Origin of the sequence: Roseibium salinum (genome assembly GCF_026240905.1) — a bacterium.
GTDB classification, from domain to species: domain Bacteria; phylum Pseudomonadota; class Alphaproteobacteria; order Rhizobiales; family Stappiaceae; genus Roseibium; species Roseibium salinum.
Window position 1 is genome coordinate 834,430 of record NZ_JAPEVI010000003.1, and the last position, 26,656, is coordinate 861,085.

Annotated in this window: 29 protein-coding genes, 1 tRNA gene, 1 pseudogene and 1 riboswitch; of the genes and pseudogenes, 28 read left to right on the plus strand and 3 right to left on the minus strand. The window is 60.7% G+C overall.

Features of this window, described 5'->3' with window-relative positions:
• Positions 1-277 precede the first annotated feature (277 nt).
• From ON753_RS08405 to ON753_RS08440, 8 genes and pseudogenes are all read left to right on the plus strand, one after another.
• Positions 278-2,292: pseudogene (locus ON753_RS08405) on the plus strand (acetyl-CoA carboxylase biotin carboxylase subunit).
• Between the two features lie 95 nt (positions 2,293-2,387).
• On the plus strand, positions 2,388-3,056 hold the full coding sequence (locus tag ON753_RS08410; RefSeq protein ID WP_265962105.1) for an HAD hydrolase-like protein: 669 nt from the start codon (positions 2,388-2,390) through the stop codon (positions 3,054-3,056).
• Between the two features lie 140 nt (positions 3,057-3,196).
• On the plus strand, positions 3,197-4,486 hold the full coding sequence (locus tag ON753_RS08415) for a sensor domain-containing diguanylate cyclase (protein WP_265962106.1): 1,290 nt from the start codon (positions 3,197-3,199) through the stop codon (positions 4,484-4,486).
• 87 nt (positions 4,487-4,573) lie between these two features.
• Positions 4,574-4,728, plus strand: a riboswitch (FMN riboswitch).
• Between the two features lie 75 nt (positions 4,729-4,803).
• Entirely contained in the window at positions 4,804-5,718 is a 915-nt protein-coding gene (locus ON753_RS08420; RefSeq protein ID WP_265962107.1) for a DMT family transporter, read from the plus strand.
• An 80-nt stretch (positions 5,719-5,798) separates the two neighbouring features.
• On the plus strand, positions 5,799-6,086 hold the full coding sequence (locus ON753_RS08425) for an acylphosphatase (protein ID WP_265962108.1): 288 nt from the start codon (positions 5,799-5,801) through the stop codon (positions 6,084-6,086).
• Positions 6,087-6,230: 144 nt separating this feature from the next.
• The gene (locus tag ON753_RS08430; RefSeq protein ID WP_265962109.1) at positions 6,231-7,451 is read left to right on the plus strand and encodes an NAD-dependent epimerase/dehydratase family protein; all 1,221 of its coding nucleotides are present in this window, start codon (positions 6,231-6,233) and stop codon (positions 7,449-7,451) included.
• Between the two features lie 9 nt (positions 7,452-7,460).
• On the plus strand, positions 7,461-8,327 hold the full coding sequence (locus ON753_RS08435) for a glycosyltransferase (protein WP_265962110.1): 867 nt from the start codon (positions 7,461-7,463) through the stop codon (positions 8,325-8,327).
• Positions 8,328-9,185, plus strand: coding sequence for an NAD-dependent epimerase/dehydratase family protein (locus tag ON753_RS08440; protein ID WP_265962111.1), 858 nt, complete (start codon positions 8,328-8,330; stop codon positions 9,183-9,185).
• Between the two features lie 9 nt (positions 9,186-9,194).
• On the opposite strand, the gene lipB is transcribed toward ON753_RS08440, so the two are convergent.
• Entirely contained in the window at positions 9,195-9,902 is a 708-nt protein-coding gene (lipB, locus tag ON753_RS08445; protein ID WP_265962112.1) for a lipoyl(octanoyl) transferase LipB, read from the minus strand.
• Between the two features lie 95 nt (positions 9,903-9,997).
• On the opposite strand from lipB, the gene ON753_RS08450 reads away from it, so the two are divergent.
• The 6 genes from ON753_RS08450 (at position 9,998) to mgtE (ending at position 14,733) form a co-directional block, all read left to right on the plus strand.
• Positions 9,998-10,264 carry a FliM/FliN family flagellar motor switch protein gene (locus ON753_RS08450; RefSeq protein WP_265962113.1) on the plus strand — a complete coding sequence of 89 codons (267 nt, stop codon included), beginning with the start codon at positions 9,998-10,000 and terminating at the stop codon, positions 10,262-10,264.
• Between the two features lie 122 nt (positions 10,265-10,386).
• A tRNA-Leu gene (locus tag ON753_RS08455) sits at positions 10,387-10,473 on the plus strand.
• A gap of 100 nt (positions 10,474-10,573) precedes the next feature.
• Positions 10,574-11,944: an IS1182 family transposase gene (locus ON753_RS08460; RefSeq protein ID WP_264417572.1), complete on the plus strand. Its 1,371-nt coding sequence runs from the start codon at positions 10,574-10,576 to the stop codon at positions 11,942-11,944.
• A gap of 243 nt (positions 11,945-12,187) precedes the next feature.
• The gene (locus tag ON753_RS08465) at positions 12,188-12,766 is read left to right on the plus strand and encodes a hypothetical protein (protein WP_265962114.1); all 579 of its coding nucleotides are present in this window, start codon (positions 12,188-12,190) and stop codon (positions 12,764-12,766) included.
• Between the two features lie 91 nt (positions 12,767-12,857).
• Positions 12,858-13,175 (plus strand): hypothetical protein, encoded by a 318-nt coding sequence (locus tag ON753_RS08470; RefSeq protein WP_265962115.1) that lies wholly within the window; start codon positions 12,858-12,860, stop codon positions 13,173-13,175.
• 142 nt (positions 13,176-13,317) lie between these two features.
• The gene (gene mgtE, locus ON753_RS08475; RefSeq protein ID WP_265962116.1) at positions 13,318-14,733 is read left to right on the plus strand and encodes a magnesium transporter; all 1,416 of its coding nucleotides are present in this window, start codon (positions 13,318-13,320) and stop codon (positions 14,731-14,733) included.
• A gap of 3 nt (positions 14,734-14,736) precedes the next feature.
• Here the strand turns inward: mgtE and ON753_RS08480 are convergent, their stop codons facing one another.
• Both ON753_RS08480 and ON753_RS26690 read right to left on the minus strand, forming a co-directional pair.
• Positions 14,737-15,471, minus strand: coding sequence for a hypothetical protein (locus ON753_RS08480; protein WP_265962117.1), 735 nt, complete (start codon positions 15,469-15,471; stop codon positions 14,737-14,739).
• A gap of 157 nt (positions 15,472-15,628) precedes the next feature.
• Positions 15,629-16,288 (minus strand): MarR family winged helix-turn-helix transcriptional regulator, encoded by a 660-nt coding sequence (locus tag ON753_RS26690; RefSeq protein WP_323054704.1) that lies wholly within the window; start codon positions 16,286-16,288, stop codon positions 15,629-15,631.
• A gap of 146 nt (positions 16,289-16,434) precedes the next feature.
• Here ON753_RS26690 and ON753_RS08490 point away from each other — a divergent pair, with 146 nt between their 5' ends.
• The 14 genes from ON753_RS08490 (at position 16,435) to ON753_RS08560 (ending at position 26,573) form a co-directional block, all read left to right on the plus strand.
• On the plus strand, positions 16,435-16,860 hold the full coding sequence (locus ON753_RS08490; RefSeq protein ID WP_265962118.1) for an organic hydroperoxide resistance protein: 426 nt from the start codon (positions 16,435-16,437) through the stop codon (positions 16,858-16,860).
• A 166-nt stretch (positions 16,861-17,026) separates the two neighbouring features.
• Positions 17,027-17,458, plus strand: coding sequence for a VOC family protein (locus ON753_RS08495; RefSeq protein ID WP_265962119.1), 432 nt, complete (start codon positions 17,027-17,029; stop codon positions 17,456-17,458).
• Positions 17,459-17,571: 113 nt separating this feature from the next.
• Complete coding sequence (locus tag ON753_RS08500) at positions 17,572-18,273, plus strand: glycoside hydrolase family 25 protein (protein WP_265962120.1); 702 nt, start codon at positions 17,572-17,574, stop codon at positions 18,271-18,273.
• Positions 18,274-18,362: 89 nt separating this feature from the next.
• Positions 18,363-18,764 carry a MerR family transcriptional regulator gene (locus ON753_RS08505; protein WP_265962121.1) on the plus strand — a complete coding sequence of 134 codons (402 nt, stop codon included), beginning with the start codon at positions 18,363-18,365 and terminating at the stop codon, positions 18,762-18,764.
• Complete coding sequence (locus ON753_RS08510; RefSeq protein ID WP_265962122.1) at positions 18,764-19,207, plus strand: PaaI family thioesterase; 444 nt, start codon at positions 18,764-18,766, stop codon at positions 19,205-19,207. The genes ON753_RS08505 and ON753_RS08510 overlap by 1 nt, the downstream gene beginning before the upstream one ends.
• A 64-nt stretch (positions 19,208-19,271) precedes the next feature.
• Complete coding sequence (locus ON753_RS08515; RefSeq protein ID WP_265962123.1) at positions 19,272-20,444, plus strand: isovaleryl-CoA dehydrogenase; 1,173 nt, start codon at positions 19,272-19,274, stop codon at positions 20,442-20,444.
• Between the two features lie 14 nt (positions 20,445-20,458).
• Entirely contained in the window at positions 20,459-20,842 is a 384-nt protein-coding gene (locus ON753_RS08520) for a cupin domain-containing protein (protein ID WP_265962124.1), read from the plus strand.
• Between the two features lie 120 nt (positions 20,843-20,962).
• Positions 20,963-21,931 (plus strand): agmatinase, encoded by a 969-nt coding sequence (locus tag ON753_RS08525; RefSeq protein WP_265962125.1) that lies wholly within the window; start codon positions 20,963-20,965, stop codon positions 21,929-21,931.
• A 353-nt stretch (positions 21,932-22,284) separates the two neighbouring features.
• Positions 22,285-23,253 carry a VOC family protein gene (locus tag ON753_RS26695; protein WP_323054705.1) on the plus strand — a complete coding sequence of 323 codons (969 nt, stop codon included), beginning with the start codon at positions 22,285-22,287 and terminating at the stop codon, positions 23,251-23,253.
• A 23-nt stretch (positions 23,254-23,276) separates the two neighbouring features.
• Positions 23,277-23,630, plus strand: coding sequence for a DUF1428 domain-containing protein (locus ON753_RS08540; protein WP_265962126.1), 354 nt, complete (start codon positions 23,277-23,279; stop codon positions 23,628-23,630).
• Positions 23,631-23,786: 156 nt separating this feature from the next.
• Positions 23,787-24,329, plus strand: coding sequence for a GNAT family N-acetyltransferase (locus ON753_RS08545; RefSeq protein ID WP_265962127.1), 543 nt, complete (start codon positions 23,787-23,789; stop codon positions 24,327-24,329).
• 67 nt (positions 24,330-24,396) lie between these two features.
• Positions 24,397-24,801, plus strand: coding sequence for an ACT domain-containing protein (locus tag ON753_RS08550; RefSeq protein ID WP_265962128.1), 405 nt, complete (start codon positions 24,397-24,399; stop codon positions 24,799-24,801).
• 109 nt (positions 24,802-24,910) lie between these two features.
• Positions 24,911-25,747, plus strand: a complete 837-nt coding sequence (locus tag ON753_RS08555; protein WP_265962129.1) for an adenylate/guanylate cyclase domain-containing protein — start codon at positions 24,911-24,913, stop codon at positions 25,745-25,747.
• 208 nt (positions 25,748-25,955) lie between these two features.
• A complete protein-coding gene (locus ON753_RS08560) occupies positions 25,956-26,573 on the plus strand; it encodes an ATP-dependent Clp protease proteolytic subunit (RefSeq protein ID WP_265962130.1) in 618 nt (205 codons plus the stop codon).
• Positions 26,574-26,656 lie beyond the last annotated feature (83 nt).

Below are 26,656 nucleotides of genomic sequence, written 5' to 3' on the forward strand. Positions count from 1 at the left end.
ACAGCGCGCTGTATGCCGGAATTGTGATCAAGCGCACATCCCGGTGTTTGCCATCGGCGAAAGGCGCGCTATCCGCAAAGACCCGTCTCGCCATTTGGATAAGTTGCGCAGCGACAGGACGGAGGCTTATACCGGTTGTTGTTGTTATGGCGTCCGGTCGCGCGCTCGCATCTTCATTGGGCCGTCTGGCCGAATTCCGATAGGGTGAGCCGGATGTGTCATGATCGACGACAACTGATTTAACGCCAAAAAATCCGATCCAGCTGGGTGGAAACGCATGTTCTCGAAAATTCTTATCGCCAATCGCGGCGAGATCGCGTGCCGGGTCATCAAGACGGCGCGCCGCATGGGAATCAAGACGGTCGCAGTCTATTCCGACGCCGATCGCGATGCCGTGCATGTCGAGATGGCGGATGAGGCGGTTCATATCGGCCCGGCCTCCGCGTCCCAATCCTACCTGGTTGCCGACAAGATCATTGCCGCCTGCAAGCAGACCGGTGCGGAGGCCGTTCATCCCGGCTACGGGTTTCTGTCCGAACGGGCCAGTTTTCCGGACGCGCTTAATACTGCGGGGATCGTCTGGATCGGTCCCAATAAGCGTGCCATCGAGGCGATGGGCGACAAGATCGAGATCCAAGAAATTTGCCAATGAGGCCCGGGTCAGTACGGTTCCCGGCTATCTCGGCGTGATCGAGTCCATCGAGGAGGCGGTCCGGATCGCGGAGGAAATCGGCTATCCGGTGATGATCAAGGCATCGGCCGGCGGCGGCGGCAAGGGCATGCGCATTGCCTGGAACGCGGCGGAAGTGCGCGATGGCTATGCCCGTTCGAAATCCGAAGCCGCGTCTTCCTTCGGAGACGACCGCGTCTTCATCGAGAAGTTCATCGAAAATCCGCGCCACATCGAAATCCAGGTCCTCGGCGACAAGCACGGCAACGTGATCTACCTTGGAGAGCGGGAATGCTCCATCCAGCGGCGCAACCAGAAAGTCATCGAGGAAGCGCCGTCGCCGCTCCTGGACGAGGAGACCCGCCGCAGGATGGGCGAGCAGGCCGTGGCGCTGGCCAAGGCCGTCGACTATGACAGCGCCGGAACGGTCGAATTCGTTGCCGGTCAGGACAAGAGCTTCTATTTCCTGGAGATGAATACCCGCCTTCAGGTGGAACACCCGGTCACGGAACTGGTCACCGGTGTCGATCTCGTCGAGCAGATGATCCGGGTTGCGGCGGGCGAGGAACTGTCCCTGACGCAGGACGAGGTGAAGCTGAACGGCTGGGCGGTGGAAAGCCGGATCTATGCTGAAGATCCCTATAGGGGTTTCCTGCCCTCCATCGGACGGCTGGTGCGCTACCGGCCGCCGGAGGAGGTGTTTTCCGACGAATTGTCGATCCGCAACGATACGGGCGTCGTGGAAGGGTCGGAGATTTCCATGTTCTACGATCCGATGATCGCCAAGCTGATCACCCATGCGTCGACGCGAGCAGAAGCGATCGATGCGATGAGTTCGGCGCTCGACGCCTTTTACGTGGATGGCATTCAGCACAACGTCCCGTTCCTGACGGCGCTCATGAACCATGCGCGCTGGAAGGCCGGTGATCTGTCGACCAGTTTCATTGCCGACGAGTATCCCGACGGCTTCTTTGCCGCCACTCCGGACGATGATGCCTACGCCGTTTTCGCCGCGGTGGTGCTTTCCATGGGCGCGCTGGAGCGGGAGCGCCTGGACCATCTGCCCGGGCGCCTGCGTCCGCATTCGGGCGCGGTGCGCGAGGACTGGGTGATCAAGCTGGACAAGACATATCTGCCGATCCGGCTGGCGGCGGGATATCCGGGAACGCCGGTGGAAATCGATGTCGCGATCGGCGACGGTCCGGTCATGAATGTCGAGATCCGACTGGGCACCGGGCGAACCGCTATGGTCGGGCAGGGTAGGTTCGCGGTCGGTGACGGTTCAGGTGCGAAAGCTGCCCGGCGGCTATCGTCTGGACTGGCAGGGTTACTCCGTCACCGCCAAGGTGATGACACCGCGCATTGCCGAACTGGACCGGCTGATGCCGGATAAACTGCCGCCCGACACCTCCAAGATGCTCCTTTGTCCGATGCCGGGGCTCGTCGTCTCCATTCATGTTGCCGAAGGGCAGGAAGTCAAAGCCGGAGAGCAACTGGCGGTGGTCGAGGCCATGAAGATGGAGAATGTGCTGCGCGCGGAGCGGGACTGCGTCGTTACCGCGGTCAAGGCGGCACCGGGCGACAGCCTGGCTGTGGATGCAGTGATCATGGAGTTCTCTTGAGGGGCCGGCACCTGATTTGACAGCGGAACCTCGTACACGGTACGGCAACTCGTAATGGTAAAGTTACAGGACGCACCTTCTTTCCCGGGGGCCATATGCCGCTTCTGACCGCATTATTCGACCTGGACGGGACCCTGACCGATCCCTTCGACGGTATTGTCCGGTCGATCCAGTTCGCAATGGAGAAGATGGGAAGGTTCGCGCCGCCGGCGGAGGATCTGCGCTGGTGCATCGGGCCGCCGCTCTGGGACAGTTTCAAGGTGCTGCTTGAGACCGATGAGAAAGGGCGGCTGGATCATGCCGTCGCATTCTACCGGGAACGCTATACGGTTACCGGTCTGTTCGAGAATGCGCTGATCGAAGGCATTCCCCTAGCCCTTGAGCAATTGCAGAGCGCCGGCATCCGCCTGCATGTCTGCACTTCCAAGCCCCATGCCTATGCCGGCAAGATCGTGGAGCACTTCGGGCTGATGCCCTATTTCGGCAAGGTACACGGATCCGAACTCGACGGCACCCGATCCGCCAAGACAGAGCTGATCGCGCATGTTCTCGAGGAAGAGAAGATCGCGGCGTCCCGAACGATCATGATCGGCGACCGCAAGCATGATCTTGCCGGTGCCAATGCCAATGGGGTGGCCGGCATAGGGGTGCTGTGGGGATATGGCAGCCGCGACGAACTCGCGGCGGAAAACCCGGTCCTGATCGCCGAAAGGCCTGCCGAGATGATTTCGTATCTTCAAGCGGCAGCGTTGCCAGCAGCCTGACAGGCACCAGGCCGGGATTGACGTCGCGTGCCGCCTTCGTCGCATGGGTTCTCCTCAATCCTCGCCGTCATTTTAACCCCTGATTCAGACCGTGTTCCTTAAGGTAAGTGAACGCATAATTCTGAACGAGGCGGGTACGAATGGACGCTGCGGATACGGGCGATAGAGCGACGCCGTCCCGCGGGGCGGTGGGCGTTGGCTATTGTACCCGCGCCGGAAGGCTGCCGCCTGTTCTGCCCCGCGGCTATGATCTTCATCCGATCGATCCCTATCTCCACACTGAAATCAGTACGTTCCGTATCTGCCTGGTGGCGGCTGAGCCCGGTGAACTGACGAGCCTTTTGGGCGAGGCGGTTTCGCTGCTTGGGGAGGATTGCATCTTCATCGCCTGTGCCGATGAGATGCCGGATGCCGAGACCCAGATGGCACTGCTGGAAGCGGGAGCGGATGATGTCGTGTCCGCGTGCGACAGCGCGACGATGGCCATTGCCTTGAAGCGCGCGGAAAAGGCGATCGCGCGCGCGGAACGGGCGAACCATCGGTGCCGGGAAACCGCCAATGAACGGGACATCCTGCAGTCAGCCATAGACAACCTGCCTTCGCCGATCTTCTTCAAGGACCGGGATGGCATCTATCGTGGCTGCAACAAGGCCTTTGAGCGATTCATCAGATTGCCCGCGGACAAAGTGCGCGGTTCCAGTGTTTATGATGTCGCCCCGCAGGAACTGGCACAGGTCTACGAGGCCGCCGACGAGAAGCTGATGCAGGCGGGCGGTGTCCAGATTTACGATGCGGAGGTCAGGTTCGCGACCGGCGAGTATCGCCATGTGACCTTTCACAAGGCCGTCACGCGCGACAAGACCACCGGTCGGGTGAACGGACTTGCCGGCGCCATGCTGGACATCACCGAGCGCAAGCAGCTCGAGGAGCGGCTGAAGCGGGCAGCGGAACGGGATGACCTCACCAACGCCTACAACCGGCGGCGGTTCTTCGAGCTGGCGGGCGAGATCGAGGCCCGGTGCCGGCAGGACGCCATTGCCTTGTCGGTGCTTGTCGTGGACGTTGATCATTTCAAGCAGATCAACGACCATTTCGGTCATGCGTGCGGAGACGCCGCCCTGTGTCACCTCGTCACCATCCTCGACGCGGAACTTGCCGAGCCGCACATTTTCGCAAGAGCCGGAGGGGAGGAGTTCTATTGCCTGCTTTACGACTGCGACCTGCGGAAGGCCTACCGGATCGCGGAGCGCGTTCGCAAACGGGTCGAGACCGCTCCCGTCAGTTTCGATGGTCTGGATATATCGCTTGAGATCAGCATCGGCGTTGCGGATGTCGGCAATGGCGAGAAATTGAGCCAGGCGATCATCCGCGCCGACCAGTCGCTGTACCAGGCCAAGGACAAGGGCAGAAACCGGGTCTGCACGGCGTGATACGCGAAGACAAGGTCCCATCGCCGGTGCCCGGAACCAGTTTGCGATTGCCTTTCGGTGCTTTCAGCGATACTGAAAATACATGAGAACAGTTCTCGGGGCGGGGTGAAATTCCCCACCGGCGGTATCAGGGAGACCTGGAGCCCGCGAGCGCCCTGGAATACGGATAGGTGTTCCAGGGGTCAGCAGATCCGGTGAGAGGCCGGAGCCGACGGTAACAGTCCGGATGGGAGAGAACTTGGCCGCGGGTCTCCCGGGATCTGCGGGCGCGTGTCTTTTGAGGCTGTTCTGGACGATAAACTGGAACGGACCACGACATGACCGCCTTGAATGCAAAGTCATCACACAAACCGCTGCTCGCAGCCCTGGCAATGATCGGGGCGGGGGCATCTTTCGCCCTGGTCAACGGCGCCCTGCAGGCCTCGACCATGCAACTGGGTGTGCCATCGACCTCCGCCGCCTTTTGGCAATATGCGCTGGGCCTTCTTGTTGCCTTGCCCTGGGTGCTGAGGCGCGGCCTTACGGCCTTGAGAACCCGGCAGATAGGCTGGCACCTTCTGCGCGCGGCGCTGGCCGTCATCGGCATTCAAATGTGGGTTGCCGGTCTTGCGCGCGTGGAAATCTGGCAGGCGATTGCGCTGGTAATGACCTCGCCGTTCTTTGTCATCATCGGCGCAAAGCTGTTTTTCCGCGAGCGGGTCGGGCCGGTCCGCTGGCTCGCCACCGTTGCGGGGTTCACCGGCGGGATGATCATCCTGGAGCCATGGAAAGACGTGTTCCAGTGGGGAGCGGTGCTGCCGGTCGCGGCGGCCGCTTTCTGGGCGGGCACCTCGCTTGTGACCAAGAAGCTCACCCAGACCGAACAAGCCGATTCCATTACCGTCTATCTTCTCCTGCTGCTGACGCCGGTCAACGCCGTGCTGGCACTGGGCGACGGCGGCATCGTGCCGTCCGGTCTCGCGCTTTGGCTTCTTGTTGCGGCCGGCCTACTGACGGTGCTGGCAAACTTCCTTCTGACACTGGCCTATCAGCAGGCGGATGCGGCGTTCGTGCAGCCGTTCGATCATCTCAAACTGCCGCTCAACATCGCTGTCGGATTTCTTGCATTCGGCTTTGCCCCTTCCGGCGCCTTCTGGCCCGGCGCGCTCGTCATAGTGGGGGCATCATTGCTGGTCATGATGGATGAACAGAAGAAGTCCGCCCGGCAATCCGCGGCCGCCGTCCGGGGCTGAACGCTTTGGCTGTGCGGAGACATTTCCGTCTGCGGTAATCTGAACTAAGCTGACAAGGCAATCAGCGACAGGAGAACTTGATGACAACCGATCCGTTGACCGTTCATGTGCTGATCGAAGGCCGTGTGCAAGGGGTCGGGTACAGAGCCTGGTGCGCGGAGGAAGCTGAAGCGAGGGACTTGTCCGGCTGGGTCCGGAACCTGGAATCCGGCGCCGTGGAGGCGGTCTTCACAGGACCGTCCGACACAGTCGTGGACATGCTGGATGCGCTCTGGATGGGGCCGTCCCTGGCCAGGGTGAACCTGATCAAGGACCTGGACGCAACCGAACCGGCGCGTGGTCCGTTCGAAGTCCGCGACATCGGCTGACACCAGCGCCGACCGGAAAAACTATATCAATTTCGGAATTCGAAGTTGTCTTGTCATTGAATTATCGCAATGATCTGGTCTTTCGCATGGAACAATGAGAGCTGTTTGCTTTTTTCTTTGCAGCGTAACCCAGGGAGATTTCTTGTGAAGATTGCGATTCTCGGTGGCGACGGTTTCGTCGGATGGCCTACATCCCTGCATCTGTCGGACAAGGGCCACGAAGTCCACATCATCGACAATCTCAGCCGTCGCTGGATCGATGCGGAACTCGGTGTCCAGTCCCTGACCCCGATGGATTCCATTCAGGAACGCACCCGTATCTGGAAGCAAGAAACCGGCAACACCATCCACTTCCATCTGATCGACATTGCCCGGGACTATGAAGTCTTCAAGTCCTGGCTTGCCGATCAGCGGCCGGATGCGATCATTCACTTCGCCGAGCAGCGCGCGGCGCCTTATTCGATGAAGTCGGACCACCACAAGAATTACACCGTCACCAACAACGTCAATGCCACCCACCACCTTCTGAACGCCATGGTGGACCTGGACCTGGATGCGCATCTCGTCCATCTCGGCACAATGGGCGTCTATGGTTATTCCAGTGTGGGTGCCGCCATTCCGGAAGGCTATCTGAGCGTCGATGTGGAAACGCTGAGCGGCGACAAGGCGGCGCAGGAAATCCTCTATCCGGCCAATCCCGGGTCGATCTATCACATGACCAAGTGCCTGGATCAGCTGCTGTTCCAGTTCTACGCGAAGAATGACGGCCTGCGGATCACCGATCTTCACCAGGGCATCGTCTGGGGGACGCACACGGAACAGACCTTGCGCCACAAGCAGTTGATCAACCGCTTCGACTATGACGGCGACTACGGCACCGTGCTCAACCGCTTCCTCATACAGGCGGCGATCGGTTATCCGCTGACGGTTCACGGCACGGGCGGCCAGACCAGAGCATTCATTCACATTCAGGATTCGGTGCGCTGCATCGAGCTTGCCCTGGAAAACGCGCCAGGCAAGGGCGAGCGGGTGAAGGTCTTCAACCAGATGACGGAAACCCACCGGGTGCGCGATCTGGCCGAGCTGATTTCGCGCCTTTCCGGCGCAAAGGTCGCCTATCTGCCGAACCCGCGCAAGGAGGCTCCGGAAAACGATCTCGTGGTCGAGAACAAGCAGTTCCTGGAGCTCGGGCTCGATCCGATCACCCTGGAAGAGGGGCTGCTCAGCGAAGTGGTGGATGTGGCCAAGACATATGCCTATCGGGTGGACCGCTCCCGCGTGCCGGCGGTCTCCGCATGGACCAGGGAGATTGCGGAAGAAATCGAGCGAGATCCGGAGCATCCGCGGCTGAAATCGGTCTCCTGAGGCCTATCGATGAGCGACGCACCCGAGTTCGACCGGGCCCCCTCCGGTACCTTCGCCTATGTCACGCTGGTAACGAACCGGGACTACGTGCTCGGGGCGTCCGCTCTTCTGCGCTCTCTCCGGCGGACGGATACCGGGGCCGATCTGGTCGTCCTGTTCACGCCGGGCGTTGAGGAACAGGATCTTGAGCTGCTGCGGCCCTTCAATCCGCGGCTCGGGCGTTGTGAGCGACTGCCGACGACGGCGGCGTTCAACGAGCGCCATGAACGCGGACGGCTGCACGCGGCCGCCCCCTTCACCAAGGGCGGCAAACCGGTGTTCCACACGCCGCTCGACAATTTCGTGAAGCTGCGGCTGTGGCAGCTTGAGGATTACGAGAAGGTGGTCTTCATCGATGCCGATGCGCTTGTCCTGAAGAACTGCGACAAGCTGTTCGGCTACCCCGAATTCTGCGCGGCCCCCAATGTTTACGAAAGCCTTGCCGACTTCCAACGCATGAACAGCGGCGTCTTCACGGCGAGGCCGGATCAGGCCACCTTCGAGGCCATGCTTGCGCGCCTTGATCAGCGGGACGCCTTCTGGCGGCGCACCGACCAGACATTCCTGGAAAGTTTCTTTCCGGACTGGCACGGCCTGCCGGTTTTCTACAACATGCTGCAATATGTCTGGTTCAACCTGCCGGAACTCTGGGACTGGAAGCAGATCCACGTGTTGCACTATCAGTATGAAAAGCCTTGGCAGAGTGGGCACGACAAGGCCGACCGGCTGGGGCCGCTGATCGACCTGTGGCGCGCCTTTGCGACGGGCGACGGCATTCCGCCGGATCTCTCGGCCTTGCCCGGTCCGGAATTCCCGGGAAAGAGGCAGGCGTCCTGAATGCATGTCCTGATGACAGGCGCCAGCGGCTCGCTGGGCCGGTTTATTGCAGCCCGCCTGTCAAGGGAGGGGCACCGGCTGACTGTTCTCGGGCGAAAGCCGCCTGATCAGCCGGGGGCCGGGTTTCAGGCGTGGGATCTTTCGCAAGAAGACGTCAGGTTGCCGGTCGCCGATGCCCTGGTTCACTGCGCGCTTTCGCACGTTCCGGGGAAATACCGGGGCGGGGAAGGGGATGATCCGCACGGTTTCATAAGGCTCAACGCCGAAGGAACTCAGCGCCTGTTCGACGCGGCACGGTCGGCAGGGGTCAGGCACAGCGTGTTTCTTTCCAGCCGGGCGGTCTATTCGGACGCTGGTGACTGGGCCGTTCTCAAGGAGGACGCCGAAACCAAACCCGGAACTCTTTACGGCCAGGTGAAGCTCGCGGGGGAGGAAGCTCTGAAGATGGTGTGTGGCGCCGGCTTCCGCGGGACCGTCTTTCGGGTGACCGGCGTCTATGGAACGCCGCCAGGGACACAGAGCCACAAATGGTCCGGCCTGTTTGACGCTTTCGAACGCGGCGAGGCCGTCGCGCCGCGGCTTGCGACGGAAGTTCACGGCGAGGATCTGGCCGAAGCGGTCGCGCTGGTCCTGCGCATGCGGCCGGACGCGCCGTTCGAGGTTTTCAACGTTTCCGACATCCTGCTCGACCGCCGGGACCTTCTGGGGCTTTATGCCGGCATCAAAGGCCTCACGGGGCTCTTGCCGGCGCGCGGGGAAGGTCCTGTGGGGGTGATGGAGGCCGGCAATCTGAAAGCGCTCGGCTGGGCACCTGGAGGCACGACCAGGCTGCAGGCCTTCCTGCGGTCGCTGACCTGAAATCCGGCCTCAGAGCGAAATGGTTTCTCCGAAGATCTTCTCGAATTCGGCGCGCAGGACGCTGTCGTTTTCGGCCATGGTGACCGGAATGCCGAGATCCACGAGGCTGGTGACACCGTGGTCGGTGACGCCGCATGGGACGATGCCGGAAAAATGCTCCAGGTCCGGTTCGACATTGAAGCTGATGCCGTGAAAGGTGACCCATTTGCGCAGGCGAATGCCGATCGCGGCGATCTTGTCTTCCGCCGTGGCGTCGCGATCGGGCCGCCGGACCCAGACCCCGACCCGGTCCTCCCGTCGCTCGCCCCGGATGTGATACTGCCAGAGCGTGTTGATGAGCCAGGCTTCAAGGGCCGAGACGAAGGCGCGCACATCCTGCCGGCGCCGCTTCAGATCCAGCATCACATAGGCGACCCGCTGCCCGGGGCCGTGATAGGTGTGCTGGCCGCCGCGGCCGGTGCGGTAGACCGGAAACCGGTCCGGCGCGACGAGATCGCCGTCGTTGGCGCTGGTGCCGGCGGTGTAAAGCGGCGGGTGTTCGAGCAGCCATACCTGCTCGCAAGCCTCGCCTGCAATGATTCTCGCAACCCTGTCATCCATCTCCGCGATCGCCGTGCCGTAGTCGACCAGATCATCTGAAATACGCCATTCCACCGGCAGTGCGCCGGGTTGCGGCAGAAAACTGAGGGAAATGGCGTCGCGATCGGCAGGTGACATGTGGATGACACTTCTTTGTTTTTTGAGCAGGCTTGCCTTGCCGTGGTATGGTGAGTGCTGGCGGGTATCGCCCTATGTAAGGATCCAGTCGTCTTATGACCACCTTTGATGAGATCAATGTCGACATCTCCGTTGTGCTCGGCGAATCCGAAATGCCGGTTCATCAGCTCTTGCGCATGGGCCGTGGCGCCGTGATCGATCTCGATGTCGCCGAGGACGACGACGTGAAGATCTACGCCAACAATACGCTCGTTGCAAAGGGGCAGGTGGTGCTCCTTGGGGAACGGATCGGTATCTCCATCACGGAAGTGCTGATGCGCCCGCCGGAGATCCGGCCGATGCGGACGGACGGGCCGCTTTGACGGCATAGCGGAAGAAATGTCGGGCGCCTGTGAATTATTCCGATTTCGGCTCTTGCGCCCCCAAAATCCTTTTGCTACATGGAGCGCCTCGACGCCGAGAGGCGCCGGGAACTACCAGATATGCGGTCGTGGCGGAATTGGTAGACGCGCAGCGTTGAGGTCGCTGTGGGGTAAAACCCGTGGAAGTTCGAGTCTTCTCGACCGCACCAAATTCAGCAGGACATCCTGCTCCAAAAGGCTGCCCCCGGGCCGCCTCAGACTGCTGACAAACCCCTGGCATTGTCCAGGGGTTTTTGATTCACTGTTTAGATGTTGAAGAAGCCCGGCCCCGATCAGACAGCGCTCGAGATGGTTACACTCGAGCAGCTTGTTCCCGCCGATCACCTTTTGCGCAAGATTGACGCGGTGATCGACTTTTCGTTCGTCCATGACCGTGTCTCGGCGCTCTACTGCGCAGACAACGGCCGTCCACCGCTGGATCCGACGTTGATGTTCAAGGCGTTGTTCATCGGTTACCTGTTCGGCATCCGCTCGGAGCGCCAGTTGGTGCGCGAGATCGAGGTGAATGTCGCCTACCGCTGGTTCTTGCGGCTGAAGCTGACGGACAAGGTGTTCGACGCCTCGACACTGAGCCAGAACCGGCGGCGTCGCTACAACGACGCGTCTGTCGCCCAGGATATCTTCGACCACATTGTCGAGCAGGCGATCGCTCATGGCCTTGTAGACGGCACGGTGCTTTATACGGATTCGACACATCTGAAGGCGAATGCCAACAAAGGCAAATACGATCTGGCTCAAATCGAGAAGTCACGGGCCGATTATTGGGCGGACCTGGACCGGGCGGTTGAGGCGGAACGCAGGCTGCATGGCCAGAAGCCGCTAAAGGAGCAGGAGCGCTCTCCTGAGGTCAAGCAAACCAAGGTGAGCCGCACGGATCCGGACAGCGGCTACATGGTGCGTGAGGGCAAGCCAAAGGGCTTCTTCTATCTGGACCACCGCACGGTGGACGGTAAATTGGGGATCGTCACGGACACCTTCACCACACCGGCCAATGTCCATGACAGCATTGTTTATCTGAACCGGCTGGACCGTCAGGCACACCGCTTCAGCTTCCAGGTCAAGGCGGTTGGTCTTGATGCGGGCTATGCCACTTCAGCGATAGCCCGGGGACTGGAGGAGCGGGATATTCTGGGGGTGACCGGATACCGCCGCCCGTCTGCCCCAAAGCCCGGCATGATGCGCAAATCAAGCTTCGCTTACGAGGAGCAAACCGATGGCTACCGTTGTCCCGAAGGCCGGCTGCTGACCTATGCAACGACGGACAGGAACGGCTACAAACACTACCGCTCCGACCCTGCCATCTGCAAAAAGTGTCCGCTTCTGGCCTCCTGCACCTCCAATGCCAGGGCTGAGCGCACCATCACCCGCCATGTCTGGCAGGAGAGCAGGGAGCGAAGCGATACATATCGCCTGACACCCTGGGGCAAGGCTGTTTACAAGCGTCGAAAGGAAACCGTGGAGCGTTCGTTTGCCGATGCCAAACAGCTCCATGGCCACAGATACGCCAGGTTCCGAAGTCTGGTGCGCGTCCAGATGCAGTGCCTCCTCGCCGCCGCCGCCCAGAACATCAAGAAGATCGCGATGGCCCTCACCAAACCACCCAAACAAGTACGGGCCTGACAGGCAAAAAGCCCGACCACGCTAAATTCAAAACCCAGAAATAACGGCAAAACAAATCTCAAAAAACAAACCCGCCGAAATCGGCGGGTTTGTCAGCAGTCTGAGGCTGCCCCCGGGCAGCCTTTTTGCTTTGTGGGTTTCGTTTGTCTCGGCTGCCCCAGGCCTTGGGCTCCAGTGCAATTCGCGTGTAGTGTGGTTCACGAAGCAGTGGCCGGATTACAGATGGAAGGCGAGGAGCCCATGGTGCCGAGATCAAGAATAGCCGTTGCCGGTGCAATTTCCGCATTTGCCTGTCTGACGTTGCCCGGGGCAGCCGCCGCGCAGCAGCCGATGGTTCCCGCAATGGATGTTGCCGGCGTGGAAACCGTGCCGATAGACGGCGATATCGATCACTACCGCGCGGTTCTCGTCGAGACGGAAGAGGGGGCGGATCTCTACATCTTCACCGAGGCCGGAAGCGGCTGGCAACAAGCGGTTCATGCGCCGGAGATTGTCTGGCGCGGCAGCCTCTCCGGGCAGGGGCCGTGGCTTGAAGCGACGGAAAGCGGATCCCTGAAGATCCATTCGGAGAATTCTTCGGTCGGGCGGGACCGGTGGGAGCAGGTGCTGACGATCGCCTATCGGAAGGGAGAGTTCCAGGTGGCCGGCTATACGTACACCTATTACGAAACGCTGGATCCGGACCATAACGGGGTGTGCGACGTCAATCTCCTGACCGGCAAGGGGACCCACAAGGGCAAATCATTCAAGACGGCGCTGCCGGCAACGGTTGTCGGCAATTGGACCATGGATACGCGGCCGCCCGAGTGCGCGCCCGAATAGCGACGTGGCAAGCGGCATCGGGGCTGCCCTTTTTGGGCCCGGATTGTGCTCTTCCATGCTTTTCAAACAGAATCGATTCGATCGAACATTCATGGACGTTTCCTTGTTTCGCTACCTGGCTTTTGCCGGCACGGCCCTGGCCGCCGCTGCTGTGTTTCCCGCGGCTGCCCAAACCTTTTCGGCGAACCCGGGCACCTTCGGGGCCATGACCTGCCAGCAGCTCTGGTACGTCGAACAGGAAGTGCTCGCAGAAGGACAGGTGTGTCTCAAGAGCGAGCGGGCACGGCGGGCATTCCGGCGGGCAGGGCGCTGCATTTCGCCGGACGAAGCCATCCTGTCCGACAAGACGCGCGACTATCTGAAAAAACTCAGGGCTGTGGCCAGGCACAAGGAGTGCTCCGGTCCTTGAATACGGTTCCGGCCTCATGCACCGGTTCTGTGCTCCGGATTTCGCATTTGCGGTAGCGCTTTCGAATGGCAGACGCTAGTTGTGGTCCAAAGCATCCGGCGGCGAGGGCCGGAGGAGGTAGACGGGCACCAAGGGGGAGCCGATGAGCGAAGCAACTGAGCTCGATGCCACAGTCTCTTCCGAACCGGCAATCCCGGTGCGTGATGAGGAAGGGCATCTCAATCCGGACTTCATCGCTGCCGTCGAAGCGGCCATCGAAGCGAATGACGAGGCCGGGCTCAGAACGCTTGCCGCCGATCTCCACGAAGCCGACACGGGCGACCTTCTCGAAACCCTCGAGGCTGAAGACCGAGGCGCCTTCATCCGGCTCCTGGGTGAGGATTTCGACTACACGGCCCTCACCGAGATTGACGAGGCGGTCCGCCTCCAGCTTCTGGAGCACCTGCCGAAGGAAGTCATCGCGGAGGGTCTCGGCGACCTCGATTCCGACGATGCCGTCTACATTCTGGAAGATCTGCACGAGGACGACCAGGCGGCCATTCTCGAAGAGCTGCCCTATGCCGATCGCGCGCAGTTGCAGAAGGCGCTCGACTATCCCGAAGACAGCGCCGGACGGCGCATGCAGACCGAGTTCATCGCCGTCGCCCAGTACTGGACGGTCGGGCAGACCATCGACTACATGCGCGAGGCGCGAGACCTGCCGGACAGTTTCTACGAGATCTACGTGGTCGACCCGGCGTTCAAGCTGCTCGGCTCCGTGCATCTCGACAAGATCCTGCGGACAAAACGCAACGAAAAGGTCGCCTCCGTCATGGAGGAAACCCGCCAGGCGGTCCTGGCGACGGAAGACCAGGAAGAGGTCGCCCGCCGGTTCGAGCGCTACAATCTGGTTTCCTCGGCCGTCGTCGATGAAAACGAACGGCTGGTCGGTGTCCTGACCGTCGATGACATCGTCGACGTCATCCAGGAGGAGGCGGAAGAAGACCTGCGCGCCCTGGCCGGGGTGGGGGACGAAGAGATATCCGACACCGTGATGACGATCGCCGGATCGCGCCTCACCTGGCTCGTCGTCAATCTCGGCACGGCTATCCTGGCATCGGTTGTGATCGCCCTGTTCGAGAACACGATCGAGGCGATGGTCGCGCTCGCCGTTCTGATGCCGATTGTCGCCTCCATGGGCGGAAACGCCGGCACGCAGACGATGACCGTCGCCGTGCGCGGCATCGCCACCCAGGAACTCAGTGCCCGCAACCTGGTGCGGGTGCTCAACCGGGAAATTCTTGTAAGCCTGCTGAACGGAGTTGCCCTGGCCCTGCTGATCGGGCTGACCGCCTGGCTGTGGTTCGACAATATCGGCCTCGGCATCGTGATTGGCGGGGCGATCATTATCAATATGCTGTTCGCCGGGCTCTCGGGTCTCCTGATCCCAATCGTGCTCGACCGGATGAACGTCGACCCGGCCATCGCCTCCAGCGTCTTCGTGACCACCGTGACGGACGTTATCGGTTTCTTCGCCTTCCTCGGCATCGCAGCGTTGTGGTTCCAATTGCCGCTGTAGGCGTCAACTTGGTCCGTTAGAGTTCGCCACGAATGGTTGCGGGTCAAAGGGGATAGTGCCGGACGCGCGCAGCTTTTGGGCAAGCGCTTCTGCAAATTTATGGGCATAGACTTCCTTCTCGGACGCCGGTTTGGAGCAATACAGTTCCCAGGCGGCCTCCTCACTGCCTGCGAGGCGGGATGTAGGGTCAAGTACCTCCCTGCAGTACTGATCCCAATGTCCGAGTTCATGTAGTAGCGTCCGGTACAAGACGGTGTTTCGGACCGCTGACGGTTCGAAACCTGCCTCGAAGTAGCGTCTGGTTTCAGTGACGCGATGGCCGTCATTCCTGAGACGTTCAAGCTCCGCGCCGTCCTGCAGTGACATACGTTTGGGATACCTTTGCAGACCCGACATGTCTTGCGACTCGAGAATAATCGCCGATCCCTCGCAGATTCCGAACTCGGCAAAATAGAGGCAACGGCCCCAGACCGGCTCCATGCTGCGCTGTTTTCGCGTCGGTTGGCGCAATGCAATAATGTCCGGAAATATCGGAATATGCTCAACACTGCTATCCAGCATCTTCATGACGTCTGGCGGTGTGCAGCCGTAAGTGAAGCCCTCCCGCGGGCTCTCGTAAATGAGCTTGATGGACTGCGTGCCGATCTCAACGGTCTGGATGTGGTCTGGCTTCAGTCGCTCGAAATAGCATGTTGTGAATTGCCCGAACCTGTCGCGCCGGGCTTCCGGGATCGTCATCTCATTCGACTGATCGTATCCGGACGCCGCGGTCCCTATGTTTCGGTTCCGCCGCTCGGGCCTCCAGTATGCTGGTTTCGGCATAGTCCCGCCTCCTGCTTCGGTCCCGGAAAAGAGGTGAATGTAGCATTGAGCGGGTCGCTGGTGACCTCCGGCCCTAGGTCTCCACCCCCGCGGCGCGCAGGTTGTCGCGCAGTTGCATGACCTTTTTCTGCAGTTCGGCGACCTCTTCGGGTCTCAGACCCGTGGCCGAGAAGATGCAGTTGCCGAAATGCTCCGTCTTCTTCTGCAGGGCGCGGCCCTTGCGGGTCAGTTTCAGGATCACCTGACGCTCGTCCTTGGTGTTGCGGGTGCGCGTGACAAGGCCCATGGCTTCCAGGCGCTTCAGGAGCGGCGTCAGCGTGTTGGTGTCGAGCTGAAGTTTGGACGTGATCGTCCCGACCGGCACATTGTTGGTCTCCCAGAGCACGGTCATGGCCAGGAACTGCGGATAGGTAAGGCCGACTTCCTTCAAGAGCGCCTTGTAGACGCCATGCATGGCATGGTTGGCTGAATAGAGCGCAAAGCACAAATGCCTGTCGAGCGTCAGCGGTTCTCCGGCAAGGTCCGGGGGTGAAGCGGGCGCTTCGTCCGGACTTGTCGGTGGCGGGCCGCCAGCCGCATTCACGCCGGCCGCGTCTTCGGATCCCTTCGCCTTGTGCCCGCCTGCAGTCTTGCCGCCGGGCCTGCTGGAGGATCTCTTGGGGTTTGGGGTCGGCTCGGACGCGGAAAAACCGATCGCGTCCAGCAGCGACATCTGGTTGTTCGTTTCACTCATGCGCCACCTTATAAATCGCGCGCGATATGGTCGCAACAAGTTGACCAGTTACGGCGATCGGTATATGTGAATAATTTATATCGCACACGATAATATCTTTTGCGATGATAATGTTGAGTTTTTCGGATAAATGATGGAGAAGGCTGATGGCCGTAGATGTGCTTTATGAAACCAGGGCGAAGGCAACCGGTGGCCGGGATGGCGCGGCGGAGACGTTGAGCGGGTCCTTCAAGGTCAAGCTGTCGACGCCGGAGGAACTCGGCGGTGCCGGCGGGGATGGCAACAATCCGGAAGAGCTGTTTGCCGCCGGCTATGCGGCCTGCTTCATCGGGGCAATGAAATTCGTCGGCGGTCAGGAGAAAATTGCCGTGCCGGCCGATACCGCCATTACCTCGACCGTCGGCATCGGCCCGCGGTCCGAAGGTGGTTTCGGTCTTAAGGTCGCTCTGGAGATCTCTCTGCCGGGGCTCGACAAGGCGACGGCCGAAGATCTGGTGGCCAAGGCGCATCAGGTTTGCCCTTATTCCAACGCAACCCGCAACAATATCGATGTGAAGCTGACCGTGGTCTGAGCGAATTGCGGCCATGTCAGGTGAAATCCGGAACCGCTTCTGCGATCAGGAGTCGGTTCCGGTCCTGACATGCGGTCACCGGCGTATCGGAACCATCGTGTCTTGCAAGGGTTCTGCTGCAAGTTAAGATGAAACTTCACATGGTTCACGCCGGGAGCTTGATGCGATGTCCAGGCCGATGATCGACGGCATTCTTGAAACGTCCGTCTACGTGGATGACATGGACGCCGCCCATGCCTTCTACTCACGCGTTCTCGGGCTGAAACGGATGGTGTCGGGCGATCGCCTTTATGCCTATGATGCTGGTCCCGCCCAAGCCTTGCTGATCTTTCATCGCGGCCATACGGGAGAGGATGTCGAAACGGAAGGGGGTGTCGTGCCCGGACACGATCTGACCGGCCCCTCCCATTTCGCCTTCAGGATTGCCGAGGATCAGCTGCAGCCCTGGCGCAGCTATCTGAAGGAGCAGGGGGTCGATATCATCAGCGAGGTCACCTGGCCGGCCGGTGGCACAAGCCTTTATTTCCACGACCCGGACGGCAACGTGCTGGAACTGGCAGCTGCTCCGCTTTGGCCGAATTTCTATCCCGAGTTTTAACGGATTTTGAGCGAGCCCCGGCGATAATCCCATGGAATTGTCCGGAAACGGGCAGCAGGTGCTGATGGCTCAGCGCCTTTCGGGGATTTTGTGTGTGGGGCGGAATGAATTTCATGCAGGCGGCATTGCGGACCCTGTTCTACACTGTGGTCGGCGGAGTGATCTCGATTGTGGGAGCGGCCTTTTTCTTCATGAACTGGGAACCTGACCGGGACGATTTTCCCATTCGCGGCATCGACGTCTCTCATCACCAGGGTGAGATCGACTGGAACATGGTGGCCGCGGATGACGTTGCCTTCGTCTACATGAAGGCCAGTGAAGGCGGAGATTTCAAGGACGGGGCGTTTGCGCGCAATTGGGCCGGCTCCGGCGCTGCAGGTCTGGCACGCGGCGCATATCATTTTTTCAGTCTGTGCAAGCCGGGCCGGTTGCAGGCGGAGAATTTCCTGAGCGTGCTGCCGGAAGAGCAGGACATGCTGGCGCCCATGCTGGATCTCGAATTCTCGGGCAATTGCGCCCGCCGCCCGCCGGTCGAGGAAGTGCTGCGTGAAATCACCGACTTCACCGCTGTTGTGGAGCGGGCGCGGGGGAAAGAGGTCGTCTTCTATTCTCCCGAAGATTTCTACCGCGCCTACCTCAAGGGGAAGGGATTGAATCGGCGGCTGTGGGCACGTTCGCTCTGGCGCTCACCCGGCTATGGTGAGGAGTGGGTGGCCTGGCAGTATCATAACCGGGGATCGGTGAAGGGCGTCGAAGGCGATGTGGACCTGAACGTCCTCCACTCTCGGGAGACTCTCGACGGCCTGAGATTGTGACGAGTAACTATTTGTAATTTAAAACGTAAAAACGATCTGTTGACTTTAACGTAAAAAGACGGAATTGTGCCCGGCAAGAAGGATCGGGCATGCAACGCTATTACACTATCACCCAACTCACGCAGGAATTCGACATCACCACCCGGACCTTGCGGTTTTACGAGGCGCAGGGCCTGGTTTCACCGCACCGGCGGGGGCGGCAGCGCCTTTACGCGCCCGGCGACCGCACGCGCATAAAGTTGATCCTGCGCGGCAAGCGCCTCGGTTTTTCCCTGAACGAGATCAAGGATATGATCGAAATGTATCGCAGCGCCCCGGGGGAAGCCGGCCAGCTGCGTTTGCTGCTCGACAGGATCGCCGCCCGCCGCGAAGAGCTTCTGGAAAAGCAGCGCGATATCGAACTGACCCTGCTGGAACTCGATGACGTGGAAGCCGGCGCCCGGGCGCGCATCTCGGAACTCTGCGCCGACATGCCTTCGGAGGAGGTGTGATGGAGTTTGCGCCGAAGGATCCGGATTGGCAGGCCCGCGTCAGGGCGAGTTTTTCCGCCCAGAAATTCATGGCCCATCTGGGGGCGGAACTGGTGCACCTGGCACCGGGCGCGGTGGATCTGGAATTGAAACTGCGTCCTGAAGTGACCCAGCAGCACGGATTTTTCCATGCGGGCGCAACAACCTCGATCGCCGACAGCGCGGCCGGTTATGCGGCTCTCAGCCTGTTCGCTGCCGGGATCGGCGTGCTGACCAGTGAATTCAAGATCAACCTGCTCAATCCGGCAAGGCAGCAGATCTTGCTGGCGCGGGGCAGGGTCGTGAAGCCGGGCAGAACCCTGACCATTGCCAAGGCGGATGTCTACGGCCTGGACGACGGTACGCAGGTGCACGTTGCGACCGGCCTCTTCACGCTGATGGGCGTTTCCGGCGTCAGGGACTGAGCCGGACGAAAGACTTGTTCGATAATGAGCGCTCCTGACGGCAGGAGCCCTGGGAGGAATTGAAATGATCCGCAACGATTTTCCGAGTTTCAACTTCGACCTCGGCGAAACCGCAGACATGCTGCGCGACACGGTCCGTTCCTACAGTCAGGACCGTATCGCGCCCCTGGCGGAGAAGATCGACCGGGAGGACTGGTTTCCCCGCGAGCTCTGGCCGGAAATGGGCGAACTCGGCCTGCACGGCATCACCGTGGAAGAAGAATGGGGCGGCTCCGGTCTCGGCTATCTCGAGCACTGCATCGCCATGGAGGAGGTCAGCCGGGCCTCCGCATCCATCGGGCTCAGCTACGGCGCCCATTCGAACCTTTGCGTCAACCAGCTTCGGCGCTGGGGGAATGACGATCAGAAAAAGCGCTACCTTGGCAAGCTGATCACGGGCGAGCATCTGGGCGCGCTGGCAATGTCGGAGACCGGCGCGGGGTCCGACGTCGTCTCCATGAAGCTGCGCGCCGACAAGAAGGGTGACCGCTACATCCTGAACGGCTCCAAGATGTGGATCACCAACGGCCCGTCGGCCGACACCATGATCATCTATGCCAAGACCGATCCGAACGCCGGGCCCAAGGGCATCACGGCATTCCTGGTTGAAAGGGAATTTCCGGGCTTTTCCGTTGCCCAGAAGCTGGACAAGCTCGGCATGCGCGGATCGGAGACCGGCGAACTGGTGTTCCGCGACTGCGAGGTGCCGGAAGAGAACGTGCTGGGCGAGGTCGGCAAGGGCGTCACTATCCTGATGTCGGGCCTCGACTATGAACGGACGGTTCTTGCCGCCGGCGCGGTCGGCATCATGCAGGCGGCGATGGACGTGGTCATTCCCTATATCCACGAGCGCGAACAGTTCGGCCAGCCGATCGGCACCTTCCAGCTCGTCCAGGGCAAGGTGGCGGACATGTATGTCACGATGAATGCCACCAAGTCTTACGTCTACGCGGTCGCCAGGGCCTGCGACCGGGGAGAGACCACCCGTGAAGACGCGGCCGGTGCCATACTTTATGCCGCCGAAAACGCCACCAAGATCGCGCTCGATGCCATTCAGTTGCTTGGCGGCAACGGTTACATCAACGAATACCCGACCGGCCGTCTGCTGCGCGACGCCAAGCTTTACGAGATCGGCGCCGGAACCTCGGAAATCCGGCGCATGCTGATCGGCCGGGAAATTTTCGGCAAGACCACCTGACAGGTGAGGGTGAGATGAAGCAAACGAAGCTGCCGGAGCATCCGGACGCGAAATCTCCGGCAGGCGCCGATATTCGGTTCGTCATGGATGGTCCGACGGGCAACATGATCCATTCGACCGTGCCGCCGGGCCAGATCAACCGGGCAACCCGGCACAAGTCGGTCAGTGAAATCTGGCACGTTCTTGAAGGCCACGGGCAGATATGGCGCCGCGGCGGAGCGGAGGAAGGCACTGTCGACCTGGAGCCGGGCGTTTCCATCGACATTCCGGCCGGCACGGCATTTCAATACCGCAATACGGGCATGGTTCCGCTGAAATTCATCTGCATCGCAATGCCGCCTTGGCCGGGAGAGGGCGAGGCGGAATTTGTCGAGGGGATCTGGGCCGCGACGGTGTGAGCAGTCGCGGAGACGCCGCTCTTGAGCCAAGGTCCGTTCCCCTGTTTTGAAAGCACTGTTGGCGGGGCCGGCGTCATCTGCTTAGATCCGCAGAAACATGTCTTCCCAAAGGTGGTGCAGATGCCGGACTCCTTCTTCCATCCCGTATCAGGCTTCGAGCTTCCCCGCTTTGCCGGCGTGCCGACCTTCATGCGTCTGCCGCTCGTGGACCTCGACAATCCGCGGATAAGGGACGTCCGAATCGGCATCATCGGAGCGCCCTGGGATGGCGGGACGACCAACCGGCCGGGGCCTCGGCACGGGCCGCGCCAGCTCCGGGACCTTTCGACGATGATCCGCGCGCAGAACGGGGCGACCGGCGTCCGGCCGTTTGAGCTGGTCAATTGTGCGGATCTGGGCGATGTCGGTCCGAATCCGGCCAGCGTCGACGACAGCCTCAAGCGGATGACGGCTTTCTACGATCGGGTGGTGGCCGCCGGTATCATGCCGCTGACGGCCGGTGGCGATCATCTGTGTTCACTGCCGATCCTGCGGTCCCTGGCAAAGGACGGGTCCGTGGGAATGATCCATTTCGACAGCCACACGGACCTCTACAAGAGCTATTTCGGTGGCATGCAATACACGCACGGAACGCCATTCCGCAGGGCGGTGGAGGAAGGGCTTCTGGATCCCAAGCGCGTGATCCAGATCGGCATACGCGGCACCGCCTACGACAATGAAGACCGCGAGTTTGCCGACAGCGCCGGCGTGAGGGTGGTGCCGATCGAGGAGTTCCATGCCAGAGGCCCGGAGGACGTGATGGCGGAAGCCAGGGACATCGTCGGGGAGCGGGAGACCTATGTTTCCTATGATATCGACTTTGTCGATCCGGCCTTTGCTCCGGGAACGGGAACGCCGGAAGTCGGCGGACCGAATTCGTTCCAGGCCCTGCAGGTCGCACGGCTCCTGGACGGAGTGAACATCATCGGCGCGGATCTTGTGGAAGTCTCGCCGCCGTTCGACCCGAGCGGGGCAACCGCGTTTCTCGGCGTCTCCGTCATGTTTGAAATGCTGTGCAACATGGCGCTCTCCGTCGCCGACCGGCACTGATCACTTTCCCCTGATCGTCTTGCCCGCGCAGTAGCGGTTCCGCCGGGGCCGGCCATGTGCCGCGACGGGTGTTCCTCGTGGAGCAGACCACCTGCGTGAACGCCTCGCGCATGGGGCCGGACCCAAGGCCATGTCCTCAGTCGCATCATGCCCTGGAGACAGGAAATCCACCGGCGCGCGACCGAGTATGTTGACGGCATACCAACCAGTCGGTATGTTTGCTGTGGGTGAGGGGCCGATGACCTCCTTCACGTGAGGGCCGGGAGCGAGCCGACGATTGCTGCGGACGGCGCCGGTCACCTGAAATACAGTTTCGAACTCCTGCAAAGGGGTCGCCAGCAAGGGAGAAGACAATGAGTGACTTTGAAATCCGCAAAGACGGGCTGACGCTTGAAATCACCCGCAAGATCGCAGCTCCCCGTCATGTCGTCTGGCGCTGCTGGACGGATACGGACCTGTTGAAGCAATGGTTCTGCCCGAAACCCTGGGCGGTTGCCGAAGCTGATTTCGACGTGCGTCCGGGTGGCCGCATGAACAGTGTTTTTGCCGGCCCGGAAGGCGAGCGTTTTGACAACGTTGGAATGTTCCTGGAGGTCGTGGACGGCAAACGCCTGACCTTTACCGACGCCTTTGCGGAAGATTTCGTTCCGCGGGAAAATGCCTTCATGACTGGTTACGTCGAGCTCTCGGACCTGCCGGATGGCGGCACGCGCCTCGTCTGGGGCGCCCGCCACGCAACGGAAGCCACCCGCGACAAGCATCTGGAAATGGGGTTCGAGGAAGGCTGGAAGGCCGCATCGGCGCAGCTTGCCGAACTGGCCCGCTCTACAGCTGCGAAAGAGGGCGCCTCGGCCAGCTCGATCGACTTCAGCGCGAAAGCGCGGACCTGCCTGTTTTTCAAGGAAAAGGGAGAGGAGGCGGCCGAGTTCTATGTGTCGCTGCTTCCCGACAGCGAGATCGAGACGGTCTATCGTCCGGATCCCAACGGCCCCGTGCTGATTGTGGAGTTTACAATCTGTGGTTCTCCCTACATGATCCTGAACGGCAATCCAGACGTGCAGTCGAGCCATCTCACCTCGATCTCCATACTGACGGAGGATCAAGCGGAGACCGATCGGCTTTGGCAGGCGCTGACGGCCGACGGCGGTGAGGAAGGACCGTGCGGCTGGCTGACGGACCGGTTCGGAATCAGCTGGCAGATCGTCCCCAAGGCACTGCCGAGGCTGATGCATTCCGGCAATCCTGCCGTCGCAGCCCGGGTTTCCGCTGCTCTGATGCAGATGAAGAAGATCAATATTGCTGACCTTGAAGCCGCCGCGTGACGACGGACCCAATGGAGAAAAACATGGCGTATGTAGACGGATTTGTAGCCGCCGTGCCGACCGACAATAAGGACGAGTACCTGAAATTCGCAAAGATGACCGTGCCGATCTTCAAGAGGCACGGTGCCCTGAAGGTGGTCGAAACCTGGGGCGACGATGTGCCGGACGGGGAGGTGACGTCCTTCCCGATGGCGGTCAAACGCGAGCCCAACGAAACCGTTGTCTTTTCATGGATCGTCTGGCCCTCCAAGGAGGTACGCAACGAAGGGATGAAAAAGGTGATGGAAGATCCGGATATGCCGGGTGACGTCAGCAGCATGCCTTTCGACGGCAAGCGCCTTATCTATGGCGGATTTGAAATGCTGCTCGACGAGTGAGTCATGCGGGCTCGAGCCCTCGGCCGATAGCGGGAGCCGGTCCACGTGACCGGCTCCCGCTCCGTTGAAAGGCACTGGCCGATTGCGCTTACCCGCCGCGGGACGGGATTGCCGCCGGTTTTGTTCCATGCTCTTCTGCGTGCGGGAGATGAGCCGATGACCGCCAGTGCCGATGCCCTTCAAATCCATCCGCTGACATCAGAGCGTTGGAAAGACCTGGTCGACCTTTTCGGTCCCGAGCGAGGCGCCAGTTCGGGCTGCTGGTGCATGTGGCCGTTCATGCGCGGCAAGGACTGGAAGGCCCTGAGCCGTGAGGAACGGCGGGACGCGTTCGAAACCAAGGTGACCCATGGTCCCGCACCCGGACTTCTGGCCTATCGCGACGGTATGGCTGTCGGCTGGGTGGCGCTGGGGCCGCGTGAACAATATCTGCGCTTTCAGCTGGGCAAGACGTCGAAACCTCTCGATACGGATACCGGCGAGTTGATCCGGGCGACCCATGCCATCACCTGTTTCTACATGCGCAGCGGCTATCGCAAGTCCGGCCTGATGTGCCGGCTGCTTGAAGCGGCTATCGAACATGCCGCGTCGCAAGGGGCGCGGATCCTGGATGCCTGTCCGATCGAGACCGATAAACCCTTGCAGTGGGGCGAAGGATCTCGTAGGCTTTGCACCTGTATTCCGGCGCAACGGCTTTGAGGAAATCGCCCGGCGCAGCCCGCGCCGACCCCTGATGCGCCGGGTATTGTAACGGAACGAGGAACGGATGCGCGGCGAGACCGATCTGGCGACATTGATTTCCAATATGCGGCCGATGCTGGATCCGCAGCCTTATGTCTTTTGCACCTTTGCCTCCAAGACCGTGCAGGAACTTGCAGACTATGATCCGATCGGACTTTTCGCGGAAACAGAAGGCCTGACCGCCATTCTCGGGGTCGAGCGGGCCCGAGAACTCGGTCTTGCGGAAGCCGAATGGTTCCGGCGGATCACGCTTGCCGTGCACTCCTCGCTCAATGCCGTGGGCCTGACGGCTGCGATTTCGGCCGCCCTCTCCGACCATGGCATTTCAGCCAATGTAGTTGCCGCCTTTTTTCACGATCACGTCTTTGTTCCGGAAGAACGGGCCGAGGAAGCACTGCAAGTGCTGCGATCCCTGACACAATCGGCATGATCATGTGACAATTGCATCACTCAGGCTAACCTGCATTTGTGAATTCTGCCGATTGTCCTTGCAATTAACGGTTTGGCTTCCCATTCCTAAGCTATTCAAGGAAGAGACCATGCAACGGGTGAAACGCCGTCTCGCGGCTGTCATGTGCGCGGATGTGGCACATTATTCAAAGCTCATGGAGCGCGACGAAGACGGCACACTGAACCGGCTCAAAGCCTACCGTGACGTGATGTCTTCGCTGACGGAGCGGCACAACGGGCGCATCGTGAACACTTGGGGCGATGCGGTCATCATCGAGTTTTCATCCGTCATCGAAGCTGTCCAATGTGCCGTCGACATCCAGAACGAACTGTCGCTGCGCAACGCGGAGGTGCCGGATGCCACGCGCATGGAATTCCGCATCGGCATCAATCTCGGTGACATCATGGTGGAGGGGGACGACATCTACGGCGACGGCGTAAACGTCGCCGCGCGACTGCAGGAACTCGCCCCGAAAGGCGGGATCATGTTGTCCCAATCCGTCTATGACCAGGTCAGGACAAAAATGGCGCTCGGCTTCGATCCGCAGGGGCTCCGCCAGGTGAAGAATGTCACGGACCCGGTCGAAACCTATTCGGTCCGGCTGGGCGGGCGAAATGACCCGCAGGAACCGTCCGGACATTCAAGCGGGGCGGAAACGGCCGCCCCTCATCAGGAACATGCAGCCGAGGACTCCAGATGGGAGAAGGACACCCAGGCAGTTGCAAACGGCTTCGAGCAGGTGAGGCGGTGGTTGAGAGCGCAGCCCAGGCGCATCCGCGGCTGCGTTCTCATGATCGCTTTCTTCTTCGTCCTGAACCTGCTGACGTCGGGCCTTTCCGTCTTGTGGTTCGTCTGGCCGTCCCTGCCGTTTGCGATGCTGCTGCTGTGGCATGCGGTTACTGGCAACCGGGAAAAGCCCCTTTAGACGGCAAGGCCGTTTCAATTGAATTCACAGGACCCGGTCCTGATACCAGTCTGATAACTCTTTTCACGCTATTGAGGGTTTCATCATTTGCGAGCGCTCGCTACATCGCTTACACATGGACCCAACGCCGGGGCAGCGGAGTCTTCCGTTCGCCCGTTGAAAATGCCGGAACCGCCGGCCCAACAGCCAAGGGAGCTTTATCCTGCGCATGAAAAATTATTCGACCACGGTGCCCGTACGCCTCGATGAGGAAGAGGACGAGGAAAAGACCAAGACGCAACCGTCGATCCAGGTCGACAAGCATCTGTTCGAAGCGCGCACAGTTCTGATCACCGGCCCGGTGAGCCAGGAGTTGGCACGCGACGTTTGTGCCCGCCTTCTGGCTCTGGCGCAGGTCTCGAACGATCCGATCACCGTCATCGTGTCCTCTCCGGGTGGGCATGTTGAATCCGGCGACATGATCCATGACGCCATCAAGTTCATTTCGCCGGAAGTGCGGATACTGGGCATGGGCTGGGTCGCCAGCGCCGGTGCACTGATCTACGTTTCCGTACCGAAGGAGCAGCGCTTCTGCACCCCGAACACCCGCTTCCTGCTGCACCAGCCGTCCGGCGGGGCAGGCGGCATGGCGACGGATATCGAGATCCAGGCCAGGGAAATCATCAAGATGCGCGACCGTTTGAACCGGATCTTTTCGGAGGCGACCGGTCAGCCGATCGAGCGCATTGCCAAGGATACCGACCGCGACTACTGGATGAGCCCGTCTGAAGGCATCGAATACGGTCTAGTCGGCAAGGTCGTCACCAGTGTGAGTGAACTGGGCTGACGTCACCCGCGCTCAACTAAATTGATCGAAGCCGTATCGACGGAATCGAAACGCCGGAGGAAATTCCCTCCGGCGTTTTTGTT

What these genes read in the sequence shown, in the direction of transcription:
- ON753_RS08410 (WP_265962105.1), top strand. Translation starts at nt 2,388, where the DNA reads ATGCCGCTTCTGACCGCATTATTCGACCTGGACGGGACCCTGACCGAT.
- ON753_RS08415 (WP_265962106.1), top strand. Translation starts at nt 3,197, where the DNA reads ATGGACGCTGCGGATACGGGCGATAGAGCGACGCCGTCCCGCGGGGCG.
- ON753_RS08420 (WP_265962107.1), top strand. Translation starts at nt 4,804, where the DNA reads ATGACCGCCTTGAATGCAAAGTCATCACACAAACCGCTGCTCGCAGCC.
- ON753_RS08425 (WP_265962108.1), top strand. Translation starts at nt 5,799, where the DNA reads ATGACAACCGATCCGTTGACCGTTCATGTGCTGATCGAAGGCCGTGTG.
- ON753_RS08435 (WP_265962110.1), top strand. Translation starts at nt 7,461, where the DNA reads ATGAGCGACGCACCCGAGTTCGACCGGGCCCCCTCCGGTACCTTCGCC.
- ON753_RS08440 (WP_265962111.1), top strand. Translation starts at nt 8,328, where the DNA reads ATGCATGTCCTGATGACAGGCGCCAGCGGCTCGCTGGGCCGGTTTATT.
- lipB (WP_265962112.1), bottom strand. Translation starts at nt 9,902, where the DNA reads ATGTCACCTGCCGATCGCGACGCCATTTCCCTCAGTTTTCTGCCGCAA.
- ON753_RS08450 (WP_265962113.1), top strand. Translation starts at nt 9,998, where the DNA reads ATGACCACCTTTGATGAGATCAATGTCGACATCTCCGTTGTGCTCGGC.
- ON753_RS08460 (WP_264417572.1), top strand. Translation starts at nt 10,574, where the DNA reads ATGTTGAAGAAGCCCGGCCCCGATCAGACAGCGCTCGAGATGGTTACA.
- ON753_RS08470 (WP_265962115.1), top strand. Translation starts at nt 12,858, where the DNA reads ATGGACGTTTCCTTGTTTCGCTACCTGGCTTTTGCCGGCACGGCCCTG.
- mgtE (WP_265962116.1), top strand. Translation starts at nt 13,318, where the DNA reads ATGAGCGAAGCAACTGAGCTCGATGCCACAGTCTCTTCCGAACCGGCA.
- ON753_RS08480 (WP_265962117.1), bottom strand. Translation starts at nt 15,471, where the DNA reads ATGACGATCCCGGAAGCCCGGCGCGACAGGTTCGGGCAATTCACAACA.
- ON753_RS26690 (WP_323054704.1), bottom strand. Translation starts at nt 16,288, where the DNA reads ATGAGTGAAACGAACAACCAGATGTCGCTGCTGGACGCGATCGGTTTT.
- ON753_RS08490 (WP_265962118.1), top strand. Translation starts at nt 16,435, where the DNA reads ATGGCCGTAGATGTGCTTTATGAAACCAGGGCGAAGGCAACCGGTGGC.
- ON753_RS08495 (WP_265962119.1), top strand. Translation starts at nt 17,027, where the DNA reads ATGTCCAGGCCGATGATCGACGGCATTCTTGAAACGTCCGTCTACGTG.
- ON753_RS08500 (WP_265962120.1), top strand. Translation starts at nt 17,572, where the DNA reads ATGCAGGCGGCATTGCGGACCCTGTTCTACACTGTGGTCGGCGGAGTG.
- ON753_RS08505 (WP_265962121.1), top strand. Translation starts at nt 18,363, where the DNA reads ATGCAACGCTATTACACTATCACCCAACTCACGCAGGAATTCGACATC.
- ON753_RS08510 (WP_265962122.1), top strand. Translation starts at nt 18,764, where the DNA reads ATGGAGTTTGCGCCGAAGGATCCGGATTGGCAGGCCCGCGTCAGGGCG.
- ON753_RS08515 (WP_265962123.1), top strand. Translation starts at nt 19,272, where the DNA reads ATGATCCGCAACGATTTTCCGAGTTTCAACTTCGACCTCGGCGAAACC.
- ON753_RS08520 (WP_265962124.1), top strand. Translation starts at nt 20,459, where the DNA reads ATGAAGCAAACGAAGCTGCCGGAGCATCCGGACGCGAAATCTCCGGCA.
- ON753_RS08525 (WP_265962125.1), top strand. Translation starts at nt 20,963, where the DNA reads ATGCCGGACTCCTTCTTCCATCCCGTATCAGGCTTCGAGCTTCCCCGC.
- ON753_RS26695 (WP_323054705.1), top strand. Translation starts at nt 22,285, where the DNA reads ATGAGTGACTTTGAAATCCGCAAAGACGGGCTGACGCTTGAAATCACC.
- ON753_RS08540 (WP_265962126.1), top strand. Translation starts at nt 23,277, where the DNA reads ATGGCGTATGTAGACGGATTTGTAGCCGCCGTGCCGACCGACAATAAG.
- ON753_RS08545 (WP_265962127.1), top strand. Translation starts at nt 23,787, where the DNA reads ATGACCGCCAGTGCCGATGCCCTTCAAATCCATCCGCTGACATCAGAG.
- ON753_RS08550 (WP_265962128.1), top strand. Translation starts at nt 24,397, where the DNA reads ATGCGCGGCGAGACCGATCTGGCGACATTGATTTCCAATATGCGGCCG.
- ON753_RS08555 (WP_265962129.1), top strand. Translation starts at nt 24,911, where the DNA reads ATGCAACGGGTGAAACGCCGTCTCGCGGCTGTCATGTGCGCGGATGTG.
- ON753_RS08560 (WP_265962130.1), top strand. Translation starts at nt 25,956, where the DNA reads ATGAAAAATTATTCGACCACGGTGCCCGTACGCCTCGATGAGGAAGAG.